This is a genomic window from Streptomyces sp. NPDC054842 (genome assembly GCF_053611025.1).
Map to the genome: position 1 here is coordinate 1 of NZ_JBSGZN010000086.1, position 16,417 is coordinate 16,417.

Genomic DNA, 16,417 nt, shown 5'->3' on the forward strand with positions numbered 1-16,417 from the left:
GCCGGGTGCGCTCCCCCTCTTCCGTTCGACTGCCGTCCGTACGCCGGGACCTGAGCCGGTGCCAGGCGTACGGAGCGGCTACTCCTGCTTCTTGCGGCGCGTGCCGAAGACGATCTCGTCCCAGCTCGGGACGGCCGCGCGGCGGCCCGGCCGGACCCCGTCGGCCTCGGCCTGGCGGTCGGTGGACCCGACGAGACGATCGCGGTGGCTGCCGACCGAGCGGGGCATGAGGACGTCCGCGTACGCCGAACCGGCGCCGGCCGAGGCCGCGGGAGCCGGCGGCTCCTCCACCTCGGGCTCGGGCTCCGGGGGCTCCTCCGCGGCGGGCCGTTCCGTCGTCGAGGGGCGCTCGGGCACGACCATGTCGCCGCGGAAGCTGGGCACCGCCTCCAGCAGGCTGGTGAGCGAATCGCGCTCGCTCTCCTCGACCGGCTCGGCCGACGGCGCGGGCAGGCTCGGCCGCTCCATCTGCCGGTCCAGGGCGCGGTCCAGCGGACGGTCGCGCGGCAGCCGGGCGATGCGCGGCACGAACGGGAAGCTCGGCTCGGGCGACGCCGCGAGGTCGTCGGACTCGCCGATCAGCGAGCGCGCCTCGTCGTCGACGGCCTGGACGAGCCGCCGGGGCGGGTCGTACGTCCAGCTCGCCGAGTGCGGTTCACCCGCGACCCGGTAGACGAGCAGAACTTCCCAGGTGCCGTCGTCGCGACGCCACGAGTCCCACTGGACGGTGTCCTTCTCGGCCCCGCGGATCAGCAGCCGCTCCTGGACGGCCTCGCCGAGCTGGGGACCGGCGTTCTCGCCGGGGCGGCGGACCGGAGTCTTCCGGGCCCGCTCGGCCATGAAGGCGCGCTCGGCCAGCACGGGACCCTCGAAGCGGCGCACGCGGTCGACGGGGATGCCGGCGAACTGTGCGACCTCCTCGGCGGAGGCGCCGGCGCGTATACGCGCCTGGATGTCTCGGGGGCGGAGATGGCTCTCCACCTCGATCTCGATCTGGCCGAGGCGGGGACGGTCACCGCGAACGGCGGCGCGGAGACGTTCGTCAATCGGAAGCGTGTACTCCGTGCTGTCCGCAGCCTTCAGCACCAGCCGTGTGCCGTCATTGGAGACGGCCACGACACGCAGTTCGGGCATGGGGACCTCCCGGGTGGTGCCTGCCGACGTCACGTGCGTCGCTGCTTCCGCTAGTCGAGTGTGGCCTGCCCGGGTGCAGCCTGCCACAACCTTGCCGAGTTGCCCGGCGTGTCGGGCGCTGGCCCGTGATCGCCGTTATGGCACGGTTACCTATTCGCAACGCTGAGTGACGAACCTCATCACCCTGTGCAACGAGCCCCCTCCCGGCGGTCCTGCAAGGCCCCGGACACCCTGGCGGGAGTCCGGACCCAGGGCTCGCAACAGTACTCCATTCGGGCCACCTGCGTGGTTCGGCGCGCCGCTCGAGTTCTGGTGGAGCCGTGGAGTCGGCTACCCGCCGTGTGCCCTCCGGGATCATGATCGTGGCGCACTTCACGAAATCGCCAGAAACGGAACCTTCGGTTTCGCCCATACGTCCCCTTCTCGTGCAGGAAGCCGGGCAAGTACGGGAAAGGCAGGCAAGGTTCGGGAATGGGTGAGAAGCCGGATGTCCTGGAGGAACCGCGGCGCAGGCGGGTGGATCTGAGCGTCCCTCAGGTGGCGGGGAGCGCGGTGGCCGCGGTGGTCGCGGCGAAACTCGCCTCGTACTTCGGGGTCTACGGGACGATCCTGGGCGCCGGGGTGGTGAGCGCGATCGCCACCTGCGGGGGCACGGTCTTCCAGCACTTCTTCCGGCGCACCGGTGAGCAGTTGCGCGACGTCACGGTCCAGGGCCGGCCGAAGCCGCCGCCCGGAACGCGCTCGCGGACTCCGCCGCCCGGGCAAGTGACGCCCCTGGCACACGAGTTCGGGGAGGGAACCGTCCACCGCGCGCGCATACGCGGCTGGAAGCGGCCGTTGGTCTTGGCGGCGCTCGTCTTCGGCGTCGCCATGGCGGGCATCAGCACGTACGAGCTGGTGTCCGGCGACAGGTTCGGCGGCGGCACGGGCACCACCGTCGGCGACGCCCTCCCCGGTCACGGCAAGCCGTCACCGCGCACCCCGTCCCCGGGTACCTCGTCCCAGGACCCCTCACCGACGCCCACCCCGACGGGCGGCGGTACCCCGGCGGAGGAGACCCCGCCGGAGAGCGGCGACACGGCGACCGGGCGCGGTCCGACGCCGACGCCCGCTCCCACCCGGACTCCCGACACCGGCACGGACGCCGGCACCGAGGACGACACCACCGGCGGCAGTCCCGCCCCGGCCCCGTCGGGCGACTCGGCTACGCCCCCAGCACCCGACGCAAGTAGTCGTTCCCGAAGCGCCGTTCCGGGTCCAGACGGTCCCGCAGAGCGGTGAACTCGCCGAAGCGCGGATAGACACCGGCGAAGTAGTCCGCGTCGCGCGTGTGCACCTTGCCCCAGTGCGGCCGGCCCTCGTGCGCGGTGAAGATGCGCTCCGCCGCGGTGAAGTACGCCTGGTAGGGCGTCCCCCGGAACATGTGCACGGCGATGTACGCGCTCTCCCGGCCGGACGCCGTGGACAGCGTGATGTCGTCGGCGGGCGCCGTGCGGACCTCGACGGGGAAGCTGACCCGCAGCGACGAGCGGTCGACCATCGTCTTCAGCTCCCGCAGCGTCTCGACCAGGGCCTCGCGCGGGACGGCGTACTCCATCTCCACGAAGCGCACCCGGCGCGGCGAGGTGAAGACCTTGTAGGGGATGTCGGTGTAGGTCCGCGCGGACAGGGCGCGGCTGGAGACCTTCGCGATCGCCGGCACGGTGGCGGGCACGGCGCGGCCGAGCAGGTTGACCGCGTGGAAGACGCCGTTGGAGAGGAACTCGTCCTCGATCCACCCGCTGATCCGGCTCACCGGCTTCGCGGGGCCCGCGCTGCGGTTGTTGCGCTTGGTGTTGCAGTTGCCGGTGTGCGGGAACCAGTAGAACTCGAAGTGCTCGTTCTCCGCGAAGAGCGCGTCGAAGTCCGCGGTGACCCGGTCGAAGGTCATCGGCTCCTCGCGGGCCGTGAGCAGGAAGACGGGCTCCACGGCGAAGGTGATCGCGGTGACGATCCCGAGGGCGCCGATCCCGACGCGGGCGGCGGCGAAGACCTCCGGGTTCTCCTTCTCCGAGCAGGTGAGCACCGAGCCGTCCGCGAGGACCAGTTCGAGGCCCTTGATCTGCGCGGCCGTCGAGGCGGAGTCGCGGCCGGTGCCGTGCGTGCCCGTACTGGTCGCGCCGGAGACCGTCTGCTCCATGATGTCGCCCATGTTCGTGAGCGACAGTCCCTCGCGCGCGAGAGCCACGTTGAGGCGCTTGAGCGGGGTGCCCGCCTCGACGGTGACGGTGCCCGCCTCGCGGTCGATCGAGCGGATCCCCGTCAGCAGGTCGGGCCGGACCAGCACGCCGTCGGTCGCGGCGGCGGCCGTGAAGGAGTGGCCGGTGCCGACGGCCTTCACCCGCAGGCCGTCCTCGGCGGCCCGGCGCACGGCCGCGGACAGCTCCTCGACGGATGCCGGGGCGACCTCCCGCACCGGGCGCGCGGTGACGTTCCCGGCCCAGTTACGCCACGTTCCGCTCTTCCCGCTCGCTGTGCTGCTCATGGGTCCCTCCCCGCTGCGGAACCGGCCTGTTCAGCCGGCGATACCCGAGGAAACCCACGACGACCGCGACGGCCCCGGACACCGCCGGCACCCCGTACCCGGCCTTCGCGCCGGCGGCGTCGATCACCCAGCCGGACACGGAGGAGCCGAGCGCGACCCCGACCGCGAGCCCGGTGCTCACCCAGGTCATGCCCTCGGTCAGTTTCGCGCGTGGGACGTGCTGTTCGATGAGGGACATCGTCGTGATCATCGTGGGTGCGATGGACAGGCCCGCAACGAACAGCGCCACGGCCAGAAACAGCAGGTTCCCGACCAGTAGGAGGGGGATCATACTCACGGCCATCGCACAGACGCCCAGCAGCCACCTGCGCTCGGGCGCCCCGGAGAACCGCAGCAGCCCGAACACGGCGCCCGCCACGCAGGAGCCGGCCGCGTACAGCGCGAGGACCACGCTCGCGGCGCCCTTGTGCCCCTGCTCCTCCGCGAACGCCACGGTGACGACGTCGACCGCGCCGAAGATCGCGCCGGTCGCCACGAAGGTGGCCACCAGCACCTGGAGCCCGGGCGCGCGCAGCGCCGAGCCGCGGGAGTGCTGCTCGCGCGGGTGGGGGACCGGCTCGGTGGCGCGCTGGGACGTCAGCCAGAAGACGCCGGCCGCCAGGAAGCACGCGGCGAGCAGAGGCCCGGCCTCGGGGAACCAGGCCGTCGAGAGACCGATGGAAATGATCGGTCCGAAGATGAAGCACACCTCGTCGATCACGGACTCGAAGGAGTACGCGGTGTGCAGTTGCGGGGTGTCCCGGTAGAGGGCCGCCCAGCGCGCGCGGATCATCGCGCCGATGCTCGGCACGCAGCCGATGCCGGCCGAACACACGAACAGCACCCAGTCGGGCCACCCGTAGTGCGCGGCGAACAGCAGCCCGGCGGCCGCGGCCAGGGCGAACAGCGTCACCGGGCGCAGCACCCGCCGCTGCCCGTGGCGGTCCACCAGGCGCGACACCTGCGGACCCATCACCGCGGCCGCCAGGGCCATGGTCGCGGACAGGGCGCCCGCGAGCCCGTACCGGCCGGTGAGCTGGGAGATCATCGTGACCACGCCGATGCCCATCATCGACAGCGGCATCCTGCCGAGGAGACCCGCGGCGGAGAAGCCCTTGGAGCCTGGGGCGGCGAACAGGGCGGCGTACGGGCTGGGCACGAAGGTCTCCGGGGGTTCCGGTAAGGCGCGAAGGTAGCCGATACAGCTTACGGGTTAGGTAACCCTAATGCACCCCCGGGAGCGGGCCGGGATCCCCGCCCGCGAAGGCGGGTGGCAGGATCGAGACATGCCAGACGCGCTCGATGCCACCCCCTACGACGCCCTGCTCCTGCTCTCGTTCGGCGGCCCCGAGGGCCCGGACGACGTGGTCCCGTTCCTGGAGAACGTGACGCGCGGACGGGGCATCCCCAAGGAACGGCTCAAGGAGGTGGGGCAGCACTACTTCCTCTTCGGCGGGGTCAGCCCGATCAACGAACAGAACCGCGCCCTCCTCGAAGCCCTCCGCGAGGACTTCGCCGGGCACGGTCTCGACCTGCCCGTGTACTGGGGCAACCGCAACTGGGCGCCCTACCTGACCGACACCCTGCGCGAGATGGTCACCGACGGTCACCGGCGCATCCTGGTCCTCGCCACCAGCGCGTACGCCTCCTACTCCGGCTGCCGCCAGTACCGCGAGAACCTCGCGGACGCCCTGGCCGCGCTGGAGGCCGAGGGCCTGGAACCGCCCGCCGTCGACAAGCTCCGGCACTACTTCAACCATCCCGGCTTCGTGCGGCCCATGGTCGAGGGTGTCCTGAAGTCGCTCGCCGAGCTGCCCGAAGACGTACGGGAGGGCGCTCACCTCGCCTTCACCACGCACTCGATCCCGGACGCGGCGGCCGACACCTCCGGCCCCGTCGAGGGACACGGCGACGGCGGCGCGTACGTCCGCCAGCACCTGGACGTCGCGCGGCTCGTCGCCGACGCCGTGCGCGAGGAGACCGGCGTCGAGCACCCCTGGCGGCTCGTCTACCAGTCGCGCTCCGGAGCGCCCCACGTCCCGTGGCTCGAACCGGACATCTGCGATCACCTGGAGGAGGCGCACGGCGCCGGGGTCCCGGCCGTCGTGATGGTCCCCATCGGGTTCGTCTCCGACCACATGGAGGTCCTGTACGACCTCGACACGGAGGCCACCGCGAAGGCCGCCGAGCTGGGTCTGCCGGTGCGCCGCTCGGCCACCGTGGGCGCCGACCCGCGGTTCGCCGCGGCCGTCCGCGACCTGGTCCTGGAGCGCGCCGCCGCCGAGAACGGCCGGCCGGTGACGCCCTGCGCCCTCGGCGCCCTCGGCCCGAGCCACCACCTGTGCCCGGTCGGCTGCTGCCCCGCCCGCGCCCCGCGCCCCGCCGCCGCGGGCGCCGACAGCCCCTACGCGTGAGGAACCCCGTGAACGACACCGCCGACACCGCAGACGGCCGCCTCGTCGCCGAGCTGCTGGAGCTCGCGCTGGAAGCAGCCCACCGCGCGGGTGACTTCCTGCACCACTCCCGCCCCGCCGACCTCGGGGTGGCCGCCACCAAGTCCAGCGCCGTCGACGTCGTCACCGAGATGGACATCGCCTCCGAGAAGCTGATCACCGGCCTCCTCGCCGACCGCAGGCCGGACGACGGCGTGCTCGGCGAGGAAGGCGCGAGCGTCGAGGGCACCAGCGGCGTCCAGTGGGTGATCGACCCGATCGACGGCACCGTGAACTACCTGTACGGGCTGCCCAGTTGGGCCGTGTCCATCGCGGCCCGCAAGGACGGCGAGACCCTCGTCGGCGTCGTGCACGCGCCCATGCGGGGCGAGACCTACCGCGCCGCACTGGGCGGGGGCGCCTTCGTGAACGACCGCCCCGCGCGCGTGCGGCCCGCCCCCGCCTTCGGGCTGGCGCTCGTCGGCACCGGCTTCGGCTACCTCACCGAACGCCGGGCCCGGCAGGCGGAGGTCCTGCGGGAGCTGGTCCCCGAGGTGCGGGACATCCGCCGCGGCGGTTCGGCCGCGATCGACCTGTGCGACGTGGCCACGGGCCGCCTCGACGCGTACTACGAGCGCGGGCTCAACCACTGGGACTACGCGGCGGGCGACCTGATCGCCCGCGAGGCGGGCGCCCTGACCGGTGGCCGCCCCGGAGAGCCCCTCTCGCCGGAGCTGACCGTCGCCGCCCCGCCCGGCCTCTTCGAGGCCCTCCAGGCCCGCCTGGAGGAGCTCGGCGCCTGGCACGACTAGCGCGCGCCCCGCCGGCCCCCGGGGGCGGCGGGGAAACAGAACGAAGCGGGGCCCCGGCACTGGATCGATGCCGGGGCCCCGCTCTCGTACGAACCGATCAGACGTGCACGGCGCCGACCTCCACGCCGTGCTCGGCCGCCAGGCGGCGCAGGTCGTCCAGCTCTCCCTGCTCGACCTCCGCGAGGAAGTCGTCGCCTGTCTCGCGAGCCCGCGTCAGGTCGGACTCGGTCGCCTGTATGCGCTGAAGAAGTCCTGCGGTGAATGCGTCCATGCTGCGCCCCCTCGTCCTGGGTCGTGGGTCGGTGGCACGGGGGTGTGCCATTCGGAAGGGGCGATCACGTCTCCGGTGGGTGCCCAGCGCAGCCCGGCCGGGCGGCGACGGTGCCGGACACCCACGCCCGCTCTGCGGAAGCGGTCGGAGAACCACCAAGTGGCGTGCCACAGGCAGAGCGTGATCGCGGGGTGTACAGCCGTCCTCCCCCCGCTCTCTTCCGCGGAAACCTCAACCGCACGAGAAAATCCGGCATTCCCGGGCCCCGCAGCCGCCTTACAGCCGACTTATGGCCGAAAAGGGCAGGATGGATGCCTCAGCCCCCCTTCTCGGCTCGGATCGAGTCGGCGGGACCCCCGGAAACCCCCTCACGCGACGCCGTCACGGCGCTACGCGGGTGGACAGAGGAAGGACTAGCGACGTGCGCGTACTCGTCGTCGAGGACGAGCAGCTGCTCGCCGATGCGGTGGCCACCGGACTGCGCCGGGAGGCCATGGCCGTCGACGTCGTGTACGACGGCGCGGCCGCCCTGGAGCGCATCGGCGTCAACGACTACGACGTGGTGGTCCTCGACCGCGACCTCCCGCTCGTGCACGGCGACGACGTCTGCCGCAAGATCGTCGAGCTCGGCATGCCCACGCGCGTGCTGATGCTCACCGCGTCCGGCGACGTGAGCGACCGCGTGGAGGGGCTGGAGATCGGCGCCGACGACTACCTCCCCAAGCCCTTCGCCTTCAGCGAGCTCACCGCGCGCGTGCGGGCCCTCGGCCGCCGTACGAGCCTGCCGCTGCCGCCCGTCCTGGAGCGGGCCGGCATCAAGCTGGACCCCAACCGCCGCGAGGTCTTCCGCGACGGCAAGGAGGTGCAGCTCGCGCCCAAGGAGTTCGCCGTCCTGGAGGTGCTGCTGCGCAGCGAGGGCGCCGTGGTCTCCGCCGAGCAGCTCCTGGAGAAGGCCTGGGACGAGAACACGGACCCGTTCACCAACGTCGTCCGGGTCACCGTGATGACCCTGCGGCGCAAGCTCGGCGAACCCCCCGTCATCGTCACCGTCCCCGGCTCGGGCTACCGGATCTGATCCCCATGACCGCACCCGCGCCGCCGACGGCGCCCCCCAAGCCCACCTGGGACCCGAGGAAGCCGCAGGCGCCCTTCCCGTGGCTGCGGCCGACCATCCGCATACGGCTCACGCTGCTGTACGGCGGCATGTTCCTGATCGCCGGCATCCTGCTGCTGTCGATCATCTACCTGCTGGCCGCCCAGGCGCTGCACGAGGGCAGCGGCATGGACTTCAAGGTCACCGGCAACAACCTCCAGCTGGCCAGCGGCACCTGTCCGCAGCTGAGCGGCGCCGCCGGCATCGACGAGCTGAACGCGATGCTCAAGGAGTGCACGGCGGTCCAGCGCCAGCACGCGCTCGACGGACTGCTCAGCCGCTCGCTGCTCGCCCTGCTCGGTCTCGCCGTGATCGCCTTCGCCTTCGGTTACGCCATGGCCGGCCGGGTCCTGTCGCCGCTCGGCCGGATCACCCGCACCGCGCGCGCGGTGGCCGGCTCCGACCTGTCCCGCCGCATCGAGCTCGACGGCCCCGACGACGAGCTCAAGGAGCTGGCCGACACCTTCGACGACATGCTGGAGCGGCTCCAGCGGGCCTTCACGGCCCAGCAGCGGTTCGTCGGCAACGCCTCCCACGAGCTGCGCACGCCCCTGGCGATCAACCGCACGCTGCTGGAGGTGCACCTGTCCGATCCGGGCGCGCCCGTGGAGCTGCAGCAGCTCGGCAAGACCCTGCTCGCCACCAACGAGCGCAGCGAGCTGCTCGTGGAGGGCCTGCTGCTGCTCGCCCGCAGCGACAACCAGATCGTCGAGCGCAAGCCGGTGAACCTCGCGGAGGTCGCCCAGCAGGCCACCGACCAGGTGCGGGCCGAGGCCGAGGCGAAGGGCGTGGAGATCCGCGGGGAACGCGCTCCCGCGGTCGTCCAGGGCAACGGCGTGCTGCTGGAGCGGATCGCCCTGAACCTGATCCAGAACGCCGTGCGGTACAACGTGCCCGAGGACGGCTGGGTCGAGGTCACCACCGAGGTCCAGCACGGCCGCGCCGTCCTGGTCGTGGCGAACACGGGGCCGGTGGTCCCGGCCTACGAGATCGACAACCTCTTCGAGCCCTTCAGGCGGCTGCGCACGGAGCGCACGGGCAGCGACAAGGGCGTCGGCCTGGGTCTGTCCATCGCGCGCTCCGTGGCCCGCGCGCACGGCGGGCACATCTACGCGGAGCCGCGGGAGGGAGGTGGGCTCGTGATGCGGGTCACCCTGCCGATCTGAGACCATGTCGCCGACACACGACGATGTTCGCTTTGCGCGGAATTTTCGGGCCCCCCGTCCAGGAGGCCGCTGTGTGATCGATCACAAGGACGATTTTCTGGCCATATACTCTCCGTGATCATGAGGGCTGTCGGAAAGCCGGGAAAATCCGGGTTTTCAGGGGTCCTGATCACGGGAAGTACACGGTGAGACCGCTTTGAAGTGCGCCATTCGGACCGTGTACGGTCCCCATCGCCATCCAAGCCGATCACTCTTGAGGGGTCCGGTTGGGTGTCGATTGAGTAACAGACCTTGATGTGAGGCAAAATCTCCGCCTCGGGTCGGGCACAAGTCCGGCCTCTCACGCGTTACGTGCGCTGGAGACACCGCAGACACCCAGAGGGGGAGAGCGCGACATGGCAACGGATTACGACACCCCACGCAAGACCGACGACGACGTCGACTCGGACAGTCTTGAGGAACTGAAGGCCAGGAGGAACGACAAGTCGACCTCCGCAGTGGACGTCGACGAGTTCGAGGCCGCCGAAGGCCTGGAACTGCCCGGCGCGGACCTCTCGAACGAAGAGCTGGCCGTCCGGGTCCTGCCGAAGCAGCAGGACGAGTTCACCTGCATGAGCTGCTTCCTGGTCCACCACCGCAGTCAGCTGGCCCGCGAGAAGAACGGTCAGCCGATCTGCCGCGACTGCGACTGAGGCAGGGTCGGCCGTGACTGGCTCGACCCCACCTTGGAAGCGCCGCTTCCGGAAGTCGGAAGCGGACGACGGGCCGCTCAGCGGTCCCGAAGGCGCGCGTGACGACGAGCGAGGCTCTTCCGCATCAGGATCAGCCTCGCTCGGAGCTACGTCCGCCACAGACGGACTTCCGGCCCCCGTGGAGACCCCTGCGCCCGCCGCCAGGCGCCGCGCCGCGGTCCTCCGGGACGGAGTGAGGGAAGGCGTCCGCAAGGGCGGCAGCCGGGCCAGGGCGGGCCTGACGTACCTCGCCGACCGCATCATCGACATCGCCCCCCGCGTCCCCGTACGGGACCTCGACACGCTGCGCCGGCAGTTCCCCGGCCTCGGCCCCGAGCAGCTCGCGGACAAACTCGTCGCGGGCGCCGCCACCGCGACCTCCACCGTCGGAGCCGGCATCGGCGCGGCGGCCATGCTGCCCGTACCGCCCGCGATGCCCACCGAACTGGCGGCCGAGATCACCGGCGTCGCCGCCATCGAGCTGAAGCTGATCGCCGAACTGCACGAGGTCTACGGCCTGAGACCGCCGGGGAACCTGAAGCAGCGCAGCACCGCCTACCTGAACTCCTGGTCCGGCGAGCGCGGGATCGACGTGACCAAGCCGCTCACCGTCCAGACCGCCCTCGGCGGCCAGATGAAGCGCGAGCTGCGCCAGCAGATCATGAAGCGCATGGTCCGCGACCTGCCGAACCTGCTGCCGTTCATGGTGGGAGCCGCCGTCGGCGCGGTCATGAACCGCCGCGACACCAAACGCGTCGCCGAGCGCATCCGCAAGGACCTGCGCAAGGCCCAGGTCCCCTGGGACGCGCTGCCCGCCCTGCCCCCGCTGGAACAGCCCGCGGACCCCGTGCGCCCCGGAGAACTCCCCAAGGAGCTGGGCGGCTGAGCCCTTTCGAGTGCATCGGGACCTCCCGTGCACGCGTGGACGGGTGCCGCCCCGGGGGGCTTACGCGGCCGTCGCCCGTGCCGCTTCCAGCGCCGCCGCGAGCCGCTCCGGCGCCCGCGTCGACAGGTACAGGTACGGCGTCGGGTCCTGCGGGTCGGTGACCTCCACGCGCAGGGCCCTCGGGATGTACGCCCGCAGCAGCATGAAGGCGCGGGTGTCGGCCTTGTAGGTGCGCCAGGCCCGGGTCTCCTCCGGGTCCAGGACCTCGGCCTCGCCGAGCGCCGCCACCGGGATCCGCGCGTCGCCCGCGATCAGGGAGTCGCCCACCACACGGATGCGGACCGACCCGTACGAGCTCGCCACGATCGCCGAGACCGCGGTGCCGCCGACCAGCCCGCCGAGCAGCGGCAGCGTGCCGAACGGCAGCAGGATCAGCGCCATCGCGACCCCGACCATCAGGGAGATCAGCCACCAGCTGCGGGGCGCGGTGAGGCGTTCTTCGTACGGCGAGGCGGAAAGCTGCATGAAGCCAAGCTTGGCACGGTGTCGGCGGCGGGCCGACGCGCGGGTAAGGTCTGCGCCTGTGAGTGGTACTTCCGCAGCTCTGAGGCCCCCCGCCGACGCCGTCGCGCCGGTGCGGCACCCCGACGCCCCCGCCCCGGGCGACCTTCTCGGCGCGCACTACGGACAGTGTTTCGGGTGCGGTGAGGGACAGGCCCACGGTCTCCACCTCGAAGCCCGTGCGGGCGACGGGGTGCGGGTCACGGCGGAGTTCACCGTCCGCCCCGCGCACCAGGGCGCCCCGGGCCTCGCCCACGGCGGGATCCTGGCCACCGCCCTCGACGAGACGCTCGGCTCGTTGAACTGGCTGCTGCGCACCATCGCGGTGACCGGCAGGCTGGAGACCGACTTCGTGCGGCCCGTGCCCGTGGGCACCGTCCTGCACCTGGAGGCCGAGGCCACCGCCGTCGCCGGCCGCAAGATCTACTCGACCGCTACCGGACGGATCGGCGGCCCCGACGGTCCCGTCGCCGTCCGCGCGGACGCCCTCTTCATCGAGGTGAAGGTCGACCACTTCATCGACAACGGCCGGCCCGAGGAGATCCGGGCCGCCATGGACGACCCCGACCAGATGCGTCGTACCCGTGCCTTCGAGGTGAACCCGTGAGCCGTGAGCCCCGTCCCGAGCTGGACGTGCGGATCCGCCGCGTCGACCCGGAGGTGCCGCTGCCCTCCTACGAGCACCCCGGCGACGCGGGCGCGGACCTGCGCACCACCGAGAGCCGCGAGCTGAAGCCCGGCGAACGCGCCGTTCTGCCCACCGGGGTGTCCGTCGCGCTCCCGGAGGGGTACGCGGCTTTCGTGCACCCGCGTTCCGGCCTCGCCGCCCGCTGCGGTGTCGCCCTCGTGAATGCCCCGGGGACGGTGGATGCCGGGTACCGTGGGGAGATCAAGGTGATCGTGGTGAATCTCGACCCGCACGAGTCCGTGCGGTTCGAGCGCTTCGACCGGATTGCCCAACTGGTCGTCCAGCAGGTCGAGAAGGTCCGCTTCCACGAGGTCGCGGAGCTTCCCGACTCGGAGCGGGCCGCAGGGGGCTTCGGGTCCACCGGCGGTCATGCCGCCGTGGGCGGCGGGGCGGGTGGGAATCGATACGCTTCGGTCGTATCCGACCGGGAAGGACAGTGACGTGTTCGGACGTCGCAAGAAGGGCAGTGCCGCCGAGGACGCGGCGGGCGAGGCCGAGCAGGTCGTCGACGCTGTCGACGCTGAGGCGGACGAGGCGGAGCGGGAGCGCGTGAGGCTGGAGCCGGAACCGCGTCCCGACGGGCCCTGGGACGACTCGGAGGTCCGCGACCCGGCCGAGGGCCGGGTGGACCTCGGCGGTCTCTTCGTGCCCGGAGTCGACGGCATGGAGCTGCGCGTCGAGGTCGCGGGCGACGCGATCGTCGCGGCCACCGTCGTCCTCAAGGACAGCGCCATCCAGCTCCAGGCCTTCGCCGCTCCCAAGCGCGAGGGCATCTGGGGCGAGGTGCGCGAGGAGATCGCCTCGGGCATCACGCAGCAGGGCGGTGTCATCGACGAGGTCGAGGGACCGCTGGGCTGGGAGCTGCGGGCGCAGGTCCCGGTGCAGCTGCCCGACGGCACGGGCGGTTTCCAGGTCGTCAGGTTCGTCGGTGTGGACGGCCCCCGCTGGTTCCTGCGCGGAGTGATCTCCGGGCAGGGCGCGGTGCAGCCGCAGGCCGCGGGGCTGCTGGAGCAGATCTTCCGGGACACTGTGGTCGTCCGCGGTGAGGGCCCGATGGCCCCGCGCGACCCCATCGTCCTGAAGCTGCCGAACGACGCGCAGATGGTCCCCGAGGGCGTGCAGCAGGAGGACCAGGCCGGTTCCCGCTTCTCCGGAGGCATGGGCCAGCTCCAGCGCGGACCTGAGATCACCGAGGTGCGCTGACGACCGCGCACCCGCGGACGTGGATCGGGCCGTATCCCTGAGGGGATGCGGCCCTTTCTCATGTCCGGCCCCTTGACGGGCAGTTGGTCCATACCTAGGGTCCCGGCCATCACCGCGTTCAAAGACGCGCTCATCGTTCACATACGAGAACGGATGGCCCCCCACATGCCAGAGACCCCCGCAACCCGCCGGCGCAGACGGCGCCCGCTGCTGCTCGCCACCGTCGCCGCCGTGACCACCGCCCTGGTCGGCGGCTTCCTCGGCTGGCCCGCCGCCCCCCGGGCCGAGGCCGCCCCTGCGGTCTTCGCCCACCCCGGAGTGACCGTCTCCAAGGGGCAGTTGGACTTCGCGCGCACCCAGGTCAACGCCGGAGCCCAGCCCTGGAAGGGCGCCTTCGACCAGATGATGGCCAGCCGGTACGCCTCCCTGTCGCGCACCCCCACGCCCCGCGCGACCGTGGAGTGCGGCTCCTACTCCAACCCGAACTACGGCTGCACCGACGAGCGCGAGGACGCGATAGCCGCGTACACGGACGCCCTCGCCTGGTACATCACCCGGGACGAGCGGTACGCGCGCAAGTCCATCGAGCTGATGGACGCCTGGTCGGCCACGATCAGGGACCACACCAACAGCAACGCGCCCCTCCAGACCGGCTGGGCCGGCTCCTCCTGGCCCCGGGCCGCCGAGATCATCAAGTACACGTACACCGGCACCTGGGCGAACTCCGGCCGCTTCGCGACCATGCTCCGCGACGTCTACCTCCCCGAGATCATCAACGGCTCCAACTCCAACGGGAACTGGGAGCTGTCGATGATGGAGGCCGCCGTCGGCATCTCCGTCTTCCTGGAGGACCGCACCTCGTACGACAGGGCCATGGCGAAGTTCCGGACCCGCACCGCCGCCTACGTCTACCTGGCCTCCGACGGCTCCGTGCCGAAGACCGTCCCGAGCCAGAACCTCGACACCACCGCGAAGATCGTCAACTACTGGCAGGGACAGTCCACCTTCGTCACCGGCCTCACCCAGGAGACCTGCCGCGACTTCACGCACACCGGGTACGGCATCTCCGCCATCTCGCACGTCGCGGAGACCAGCCGCATCCAGGGCACCGACCTCTACTCCACGGACGTCGGCGAGCGGCTGCGGCAGGCACTCGGCTTCCAGTCCCGCTACCAGCTCGGCGAGGCGGTCCCCGGCTGGCTCTGCGGCGGGTCCCTGCACCTGGGACTCGGACCGGTCACCGAGGTCGGCTACAACGCCCTGCACAACCGCCTGGGCCACGCGATGACCAACACCGAGGCGCTCACCCGGCGGAACCGCCCGGCGGGCAGCAACAACCTCTTCGTGGCGTGGGAGACGCTCACCCACGGGGACAACCCGAGCTGACCCCGGACCCCGACGGTCGGGCACCCGTGCGCCCGGCCGTCGGGGGCGCTTCGGGGCCGCCCGGCCGGCACGGTCGCTTCGAGGCGGCCCGGCACCCCCCCGAGGCACCTCGCCACCGGACCCGGCGCGGGGCACCGGTTCGAACGCCGACCTGTGCGGGTACGTAGCTGTCGGCGCCCCCCGGTACGCTTTCGGTATGAGTGCTGTTCCTCGTTCCGAAAAGCCGGTGGGCCGGTTCCGGCGCATGCTCGACCGGCTCTCCACCTCCCAGGAGGACCTGGAGTCGGAGGAGCTGCGGGAGGACACCGACACCACCGGGTGCACACGCATCGGTGACTGCCAGGACCGGCAGATCGTCACGGTTACTGGTACCTTGCGCACGGTCACGCTGCGGCCGCGGGCGGGAGTCCCGGCCCTGGAGGCCGAGCTGTTCGACGGTTCGGCCGCCCTGGACGTGGTGTGGCTCGGCAGGCGCTCCATCGTGGGCATAGAACCGGGCCGCAAACTCATCGCATCGGGCCGGGTCTCGATGAGCCGGGGCCGTAGGGTGCTGTTCAACCCGAAGTACGAACTCAGACCGCTCGGACGGGAGTAGCCGGTGACGTCGCTCGACAAGCCGACCGAAGACGCCCAGCAGGATTCCAGGGCGGTGACCGAGGCAGCGCTCTTCGAGGCCTTCGGCGGCGTGCGGGGCATGGTCGAGACGGTCCTGCCCGGACTCCTCTTCGTCACCATCTTCACGCTCACCAAGGACCTGCACTGGTCGGCGATCGCCGCCCTCGCGGTGTCCCTGCTGCTCGTCGTGGTGCGCCTGGTCACCAAGGACACCGTCAAGCACGCCTTCAGCGGCGTCTTCGGCGTCGCGTTCGGCGTGGTCTTCGCGATGATGACCGGCAACGCCAAGGACTTCTACCTGCCGGGCATGCTCTACACGCTGGGGCTGGCGCTGGCGTACATCGTCACCACCCTGTGCGGGGTCCCGCTGATCGGCCTGATCCTCGGCCCGGTCTTCAAGGAGAACCTCTCCTGGCGCACCCGCAACCCCGGCCGCAAGAAGGCGTACGCGAAGGCCAGCTGGGCGTGGGGCCTGATCCTGCTCGCCAAGTGCGCGGTGCTCTTCCCGCTCTACTGGTGGGCCGACACCACACAGCTCGGCTGGGTCCTGGTCGCCCTGAAGATCCCGCCCTTCCTGCTCGCCGTCTGGCTCACCTGGGTCTTCCTGGCGAAGGCACCCGCGCCGATCGACGTGTTCGCGGAGATGGAGGCCCAGGAGCGCGCGGAGCGCGCCGAGAAGGCCGCCACCCCGTCCGCCGACTAGCACCGCCCGGGCGGAGGCGGGCACAGGGTGCCGCATCGGCGCCCGGCCCGCCGGCGGGCGGAGCGGCTCCCCGCACCGGTACGACGAAGGGGGCGCCCGGACCAGGTCCGGGC

At 71.7% G+C, this 16,417-nt stretch carries 18 protein-coding genes; 13 read left to right on the forward strand and 5 right to left on the reverse strand.

Annotated features, from left to right (window positions below; translation table 11 throughout):
- Window positions 1-78 precede the first annotated feature (78 nt).
- The gene (sepH, locus tag ACWGIS_RS35645) at window positions 79-1,167 is read right to left on the reverse strand and encodes a septation protein SepH (RefSeq protein ID WP_453366665.1); all 1,089 of its coding nucleotides are present in this window, start codon (window positions 1,165-1,167) and stop codon (window positions 79-81) included.
- A gap of 438 nt (window positions 1,168-1,605) precedes the next feature.
- Here sepH and ACWGIS_RS35650 point away from each other — a divergent pair, with 438 nt between their 5' ends.
- Window positions 1,606-2,415: a hypothetical protein gene (locus ACWGIS_RS35650; protein ID WP_453366666.1), complete on the forward strand. Its 810-nt coding sequence runs from the start codon at window positions 1,606-1,608 to the stop codon at window positions 2,413-2,415.
- Here the strand turns inward: ACWGIS_RS35650 and ACWGIS_RS35655 are convergent.
- Complete coding sequence (locus ACWGIS_RS35655) at window positions 2,339-3,658, reverse strand: D-arabinono-1,4-lactone oxidase (RefSeq protein WP_453366667.1); 1,320 nt, start codon at window positions 3,656-3,658, stop codon at window positions 2,339-2,341. The two genes, ACWGIS_RS35650 and ACWGIS_RS35655, sit on opposite strands and share 77 nt — an antisense overlap.
- Entirely contained in the window at window positions 3,618-4,856 is a 1,239-nt protein-coding gene (locus ACWGIS_RS35660; protein WP_453366668.1) for an MFS transporter, read from the reverse strand. Before ACWGIS_RS35660 ends, ACWGIS_RS35655 begins: the two co-directional genes overlap by 41 nt.
- 127 nt (window positions 4,857-4,983) lie before the next feature.
- Here ACWGIS_RS35660 and ACWGIS_RS35665 point away from each other — a divergent pair, with 127 nt between their 5' ends.
- Window positions 4,984-6,111 (forward strand): ferrochelatase, encoded by a 1,128-nt coding sequence (locus ACWGIS_RS35665; RefSeq protein WP_453366669.1) that lies wholly within the window; start codon window positions 4,984-4,986, stop codon window positions 6,109-6,111.
- 8 nt (window positions 6,112-6,119) lie between these two features.
- Complete coding sequence (locus ACWGIS_RS35670; RefSeq protein WP_453366670.1) at window positions 6,120-6,941, forward strand: inositol monophosphatase family protein; 822 nt, start codon at window positions 6,120-6,122, stop codon at window positions 6,939-6,941.
- Between the two features lie 97 nt (window positions 6,942-7,038).
- On the opposite strand, the gene ACWGIS_RS35675 is transcribed toward ACWGIS_RS35670, so the two are convergent.
- Window positions 7,039-7,212: a hypothetical protein gene (locus ACWGIS_RS35675; protein ID WP_388903287.1), complete on the reverse strand. Its 174-nt coding sequence runs from the start codon at window positions 7,210-7,212 to the stop codon at window positions 7,039-7,041.
- 421 nt (window positions 7,213-7,633) lie between these two features.
- Between ACWGIS_RS35675 and ACWGIS_RS35680 the strand changes: the two genes are divergently transcribed.
- From ACWGIS_RS35680 to ACWGIS_RS35695, 4 genes are all read left to right on the forward strand, one after another.
- Window positions 7,634-8,287 (forward strand): response regulator transcription factor, encoded by a 654-nt coding sequence (locus ACWGIS_RS35680; protein WP_006380516.1) that lies wholly within the window; start codon window positions 7,634-7,636, stop codon window positions 8,285-8,287.
- Between the two features lie 5 nt (window positions 8,288-8,292).
- Window positions 8,293-9,531: a sensor histidine kinase gene (locus ACWGIS_RS35685; protein ID WP_453366671.1), complete on the forward strand. Its 1,239-nt coding sequence runs from the start codon at window positions 8,293-8,295 to the stop codon at window positions 9,529-9,531.
- Between the two features lie 395 nt (window positions 9,532-9,926).
- Window positions 9,927-10,223: a DUF4193 domain-containing protein gene (locus ACWGIS_RS35690; RefSeq protein WP_005481602.1), complete on the forward strand. Its 297-nt coding sequence runs from the start codon at window positions 9,927-9,929 to the stop codon at window positions 10,221-10,223.
- Between the two features lie 13 nt (window positions 10,224-10,236).
- Entirely contained in the window at window positions 10,237-11,148 is a 912-nt protein-coding gene (locus tag ACWGIS_RS35695) for a hypothetical protein (RefSeq protein ID WP_453366672.1), read from the forward strand.
- 60 nt (window positions 11,149-11,208) lie between these two features.
- Here the strand turns inward: ACWGIS_RS35695 and ACWGIS_RS35700 are convergent, their stop codons facing one another.
- Entirely contained in the window at window positions 11,209-11,673 is a 465-nt protein-coding gene (locus tag ACWGIS_RS35700) for a DUF3093 domain-containing protein (RefSeq protein ID WP_453366673.1), read from the reverse strand.
- Between the two features lie 58 nt (window positions 11,674-11,731).
- Here ACWGIS_RS35700 and ACWGIS_RS35705 point away from each other — a divergent pair, with 58 nt between their 5' ends.
- The 6 genes from ACWGIS_RS35705 to ACWGIS_RS35730 all read left to right on the forward strand — a co-directional run bounded on the left by ACWGIS_RS35705 (window position 11,732) and on the right by ACWGIS_RS35730 (window position 16,304).
- Entirely contained in the window at window positions 11,732-12,316 is a 585-nt protein-coding gene (locus ACWGIS_RS35705) for a PaaI family thioesterase (RefSeq protein WP_453366674.1), read from the forward strand.
- Window positions 12,313-12,837 carry a dUTP diphosphatase gene (dut, locus tag ACWGIS_RS35710; RefSeq protein WP_453366675.1) on the forward strand — a complete coding sequence of 175 codons (525 nt, stop codon included), beginning with the start codon at window positions 12,313-12,315 and terminating at the stop codon, window positions 12,835-12,837. The genes ACWGIS_RS35705 and dut overlap by 4 nt, the downstream gene beginning before the upstream one ends.
- Before the next feature lies 1 nt (window position 12,838).
- Window positions 12,839-13,600, forward strand: coding sequence for a DUF3710 domain-containing protein (locus ACWGIS_RS35715; protein WP_453366676.1), 762 nt, complete (start codon window positions 12,839-12,841; stop codon window positions 13,598-13,600).
- A 165-nt stretch (window positions 13,601-13,765) separates the two neighbouring features.
- Window positions 13,766-14,986, forward strand: coding sequence for an alginate lyase family protein (locus ACWGIS_RS35720; RefSeq protein ID WP_453366677.1), 1,221 nt, complete (start codon window positions 13,766-13,768; stop codon window positions 14,984-14,986).
- Window positions 14,987-15,182: 196 nt separating this feature from the next.
- Window positions 15,183-15,581 (forward strand): OB-fold nucleic acid binding domain-containing protein, encoded by a 399-nt coding sequence (locus tag ACWGIS_RS35725; protein ID WP_355783298.1) that lies wholly within the window; start codon window positions 15,183-15,185, stop codon window positions 15,579-15,581.
- Between the two features lie 3 nt (window positions 15,582-15,584).
- Entirely contained in the window at window positions 15,585-16,304 is a 720-nt protein-coding gene (locus ACWGIS_RS35730) for a DUF3159 domain-containing protein (protein WP_453366678.1), read from the forward strand.
- The last annotated feature ends 113 nt before the right edge of the window (window positions 16,305-16,417 follow it).

Coding starts and splice junctions, on each gene's coding strand:
- ACWGIS_RS35650 (WP_453366666.1), top strand. CDS start 1,606: ATGGGTGAGAAGCCGGATGTCCTGGAGGAACCGCGGCGCAGGCGGGTG.
- ACWGIS_RS35655 (WP_453366667.1), bottom strand. CDS start 3,658: ATGAGCAGCACAGCGAGCGGGAAGAGCGGAACGTGGCGTAACTGGGCC.
- ACWGIS_RS35665 (WP_453366669.1), top strand. CDS start 4,984: ATGCCAGACGCGCTCGATGCCACCCCCTACGACGCCCTGCTCCTGCTC.
- ACWGIS_RS35675 (WP_388903287.1), bottom strand. CDS start 7,212: ATGGACGCATTCACCGCAGGACTTCTTCAGCGCATACAGGCGACCGAG.
- ACWGIS_RS35685 (WP_453366671.1), top strand. CDS start 8,293: ATGACCGCACCCGCGCCGCCGACGGCGCCCCCCAAGCCCACCTGGGAC.
- ACWGIS_RS35690 (WP_005481602.1), top strand. CDS start 9,927: ATGGCAACGGATTACGACACCCCACGCAAGACCGACGACGACGTCGAC.
- ACWGIS_RS35700 (WP_453366673.1), bottom strand. CDS start 11,673: ATGCAGCTTTCCGCCTCGCCGTACGAAGAACGCCTCACCGCGCCCCGC.
- ACWGIS_RS35720 (WP_453366677.1), top strand. CDS start 13,766: ATGCCAGAGACCCCCGCAACCCGCCGGCGCAGACGGCGCCCGCTGCTG.
- ACWGIS_RS35725 (WP_355783298.1), top strand. CDS start 15,183: ATGAGTGCTGTTCCTCGTTCCGAAAAGCCGGTGGGCCGGTTCCGGCGC.